Here is a 3,918-nt window from a genome sequence, read left to right on the forward strand (position 1 = left end):
AGCACATACATGACGCCGGCGAGTGCCACTCGGTCGGGAACACGCAGCCGCCCGGGGTGGCGCCGGCGCCGTTCGGGAGCGGGCGGCAGGAGCGGGGCCACCCGCTCCCACAGGTCGTCAGGAACAAGATCAGCACGCGCTCTGGACACCCTGCCGGCCAAGATCGTCGAGCACAAGGCCCACAGCTCAACTCATTCTGAAACGATCAGTTAGCCGTGGCGGGCAGTGGGTTCGCGGTATCCATGACAACCTCCGGAGCGGCGTGACGTATTGCATCCATGCTTCGCTTCGCACCCCACGCCACACATCCCCCCCCCTGGTCCCCTGGCCATCAGCCGGGCGGGTGAGCCCGCCCTACTCCTTCGGGGCGATGTCCTGGGGATCAATCGGCGATCAGACGGGTGCCGAGTCGGGGCCGTTTGGGGGTGAAGAAGCCGCTCCTGGTGTCCACCGGCCAACCTTCGATGGCACACGCTCAAGGTTCCCTACGTTGTCTGCGGGACCGGGCGAGCCCTTCGTATGGTTCTCCCACCCAGGGGCGTCGGGTGTGGCTTTCAAAGTTCTGCCGCTTGTGGCTTCCATCGATTGGCCGCCCGACGCCCCACGACGACTCGGCTGCCAATTAGGAATTGCGAATGATCGCACCGTAGGGAATCGACAGCGAGGTCGTCCGTCGGGAGGCCCCGGCACACCCCACCGCACGGAGGCACCATGGCTGCGATCTGGGCCGGCATCGACGCAGGCAAGACCCACCACCACTGCGTCGCGATCGACGAGGGCGGCCGTCGGCTGCTGTCCCGACGCGTCGCCAACGACGAGCCTGAACTCCTCGAACTCCTCACCGACGTCCTGGCCCTGGGCGACGAGGTGACCTGGGGAATCGACCTGCCCGACGGCGGAGCCGCCCTGGCCATCGCGATTCTCCTCAACCACGACCAGCCCGTGAACTACATCTCCGGCCGCGCCATTCACCGCGCCTCCGAGACTACCGCGGCGAGGGCAAGACCGACGCCAAGGACGCTGCCGTCATCGCCGACCAGGTTCGCATCCGCCGCGACCTGCATCCTTTACGCGCCGGCGACGAAACTGTCATCGACCTCAAGATCCTCACCGGCCGCCGCATGGACCTCGTCGCCGACCGCACTCGCACAGTCAACCGGCTGAGGGCCCAGCTGACCGGTATCTTCCCCGGCCTGGAGCGGGCCTTGGACCTCACCAACAAGGGCCCGCTGACGCTGCTGACCGGCTACCAGGCCCCCGCGGCCATTCGCCGCCTCGGCGCCAAGCGCCTGGAAACGTGGCTCAGAAACCGCAAGGTTCTCCGCGCCGACCAGCTCGCCGAGACCGCGGTCGAAGCGGCCGAACGCCAGCACACCAGCCTGCCCGGCAAGAAGCTGACCGCCCAGATGGTCCACACGCTCGCGAAGGAGGTGATGCTCCTCAATGAGCAGGTTGCCGAGCTCGACAAGCTCATCGAGGCCCGGTTTCGCGACCACCAGCACTTCGAAGTGATCACCAGCATGCCCGGCCTCGGCATCATCCTCGGTGCCGAGTTCCTGGCCGCCACCGGCGGCGACATGGCCGTCTTCGGCGCCCCCGACCGCCTCGCCGGCTTCGGCGGCGTCGCCCCGGTCCCCCGCGACTCCGGCAAGCGGCAACCTGCGACGCCCCCAGCGATACAACCGTCGGCTCCAGCGCGTGCTCTACACCTCCGCGCTGTTCAGCATCCGACGGTCCGAAGAGTCCCGCAGGTTCTACGACCGCAAACGCGCCGAGGGCAAGCGCCAACCCAAGCCGTCCTCGCCCTCGCACGCCGCCGCGTCAACGTCCTCTGGGCCCTCCTCCGCGACGGACGGTGCTACGAGGCCGCGCCACCGGAGCCAGTCATGGCATGAGGTCTGTGCTGCCGATCTGTGATGCCGGGCAACCCAGTCGCCAGGCCTTGAGTGCTTGAGGCAGGATCAGGTAGATCGACATCGGGGGAGACGCACCAATGATCACCGCCACCCAAGGAGTGGAGATCACTTCGTCGTGCCCAGCCTGTGGTGGCGTGCTGGTCCGCGACGTCGGGCAGTTCATCGAACGGGGACAGCTCCGCTGGGGCATCGAAGGACGGTGCCATGCCTGCGCCAACGGGTGGTGCGAGATGGGGGTCGGCCCAGCTCCCGAAGAGATCAGGCAGGCACTGCTGGCCCAGCACGGGTTTGCTCGGCTTCGCCTGGCAGCTGAGACCAATCTCGTTCCCGTGTTGCGAGCCCTGCGCGAGATGCGCCACCTGTCACTGGGCGAGGCCCGGCTGACGGCCGCCGAGCTGAGTGGAGTGGGCCTGGTCGGCACGTCCGTGGAAATGGCGCATCTGGCAGAAGGGCTTCGCAAGCGGTCCGTCTCCACGACCCTCGTTCCGTCGCCCGCCTGACCGCCCGCGAAGCACTCAGCGGGTTGACAGACAGCATTAGGAATCGTTGGCACAGGACACGGACATACCCCCGCATACATAGATCATCTAGTGTCCCGTCTCCGCGGAACTGGTCCCGGACTCAAACGATCGGGTCCGATTCGCTCGGCGTCTCAGGCGATCTGGTCCGTCGGTACTCTTGTCAGTGCTGGATGGCAGGCTTCGCCCATGAGCTATGACCTTGCTGTCTGGGAAGGCGAGCGGCCTGCAGATGACGCTGCTGCGGGCCGGTGCTTCACCGATCTGTACGACAAGTACATCGACGCGGACGGGCCCGACGTTGCTCCGTCCAAGCAAATCGCAGCATATGTCGCCGCACTCTTGGAGCGATGGCCCGATCTCACCGAAGACGAGGACGACATCTCGCCGTGGTCGACTGGTCCGCTTATCGGCGAGGCGAGCGGCCCTCTGATCTACTTCCCGATGTGCTGGAGCATGGCGGAGGAGGCATCCGCCTACGCGGCCGAGGTGGCTTCATCAATGGGCCTCAACTGCTACGACCCACAGGCGCGGTGCCTCCGGCCCTGATGATCGCACGGGAGTGGTCGAGCCTCTGCTGAGCGGCATCGACCACGGACCAGATCGACTGAGACGACATCCGGCATTCACCCACCCGGGACCACCTCACCCGAGATTCCCGGCATCTCGGCGTCTCAGCTGAACTGGTCGCCGCAGGCCAGGGCCCCCTCTCGAAGCCAGCTCGTTTGAGACGGGACATCTAGGGCGGGTTTTCGTGCTGTTGCTGTCCTTCTGGCCGTGAGACCTCCGCAAGGGGTGGAGAGGGGCCATAGGGGCCCTGACCAGGAAGGCACCGTCATGGAGCGCATCACCTGCTGGTACACCCCGCTCACCACCGACGCTCACCCGGAGCGGTTCGCCGGCTCCGAGCAGCCGGGCGCCGTCGTCGCCGTTCGGCGGCCCGGGGGCCGCGCGGAGCGGTTCCGGCTGACGGACACCCCGCTGTACGGCGTGCACGGCAGCACCTTCGCGGCGGAGCCGGCCGACTGCCTGTAGGCCGCCGGGGGAGGGGCGGGGGTCGCGGCGACGGCCCCCGCTTCCAGCTGCCCGGCGCCGGTTCGCGGTCCCCCCCCGCCCGGGTGAATCCGGGCCTCGTGTACGCGTAGGCGGCTTATGCGGTGTGCTTCCAACTCGCCCCGGAATCAGGGCCATTGACAACAAACAGGATCTTTCGGCATGTTTCCGGCGCGGCCCGATTGTCGGGCCGGTCGATGTGTGATCGGAGTGCGATTCATGGCGCGTTCGGTACGTGAGAGCTACGACGAGAACCAGGCCGCGGGCCGGCTGCGGGTGCCAGTCGCTGCCTGGCGGTGGGCGGCCGGTACGGGCCTGGTCCCGCCGGCCGACGCTGGCCCTGGCCTGTGGTCGCGGGCGGTGGTGGAGGCCGCCGACCCGGAGCAGGTGCGCGCGGCGCTGCGGGGGTCGGTGGGTGCGGGGTGGGCGGC

The 3,918-nt window shown here is 67.9% G+C and carries 3 protein-coding genes and 3 pseudogenes; 5 read left to right on the plus strand and 1 reads right to left on the minus strand.

The genetic code is table 11. From position 1 onward, the window contains the following. A pseudogene (locus AB0F18_RS38820) lies at positions 1-149 on the minus strand (IS5/IS1182 family transposase); the annotation flags it as partial. Positions 150-711: 562 nt separating this feature from the next. On the opposite strand from AB0F18_RS38820, the pseudogene AB0F18_RS38825 reads away from it, so the two are divergent. The 5 genes and pseudogenes from AB0F18_RS38825 to AB0F18_RS38845 all read left to right on the plus strand — a co-directional run. Beyond that, positions 712-1,895 (plus strand): annotated as a pseudogene (locus AB0F18_RS38825) (IS110 family transposase). A gap of 98 nt (positions 1,896-1,993) precedes the next feature. Beyond that, positions 1,994-2,416, plus strand: a complete 423-nt coding sequence (locus tag AB0F18_RS38830; protein WP_362070152.1) for a hypothetical protein — start codon at positions 1,994-1,996, stop codon at positions 2,414-2,416. A 207-nt stretch (positions 2,417-2,623) separates the two neighbouring features. Beyond that, positions 2,624-2,983, plus strand: a complete 360-nt coding sequence (locus tag AB0F18_RS38835; RefSeq protein ID WP_362070155.1) for a hypothetical protein — start codon at positions 2,624-2,626, stop codon at positions 2,981-2,983. 288 nt (positions 2,984-3,271) lie between these two features. After that, positions 3,272-3,469, plus strand: a complete 198-nt coding sequence (locus AB0F18_RS38840; protein ID WP_362070158.1) for a hypothetical protein — start codon at positions 3,272-3,274, stop codon at positions 3,467-3,469. 237 nt (positions 3,470-3,706) lie between these two features. Beyond that, positions 3,707-3,918, plus strand: a pseudogene (locus tag AB0F18_RS38845) (hypothetical protein); the annotation flags it as partial.

The organism is Streptomyces sp. NPDC029216, assembly GCF_040648015.1.
Taxonomy (GTDB): Bacteria; Actinomycetota; Actinomycetes; order Streptomycetales; family Streptomycetaceae; genus Streptomyces.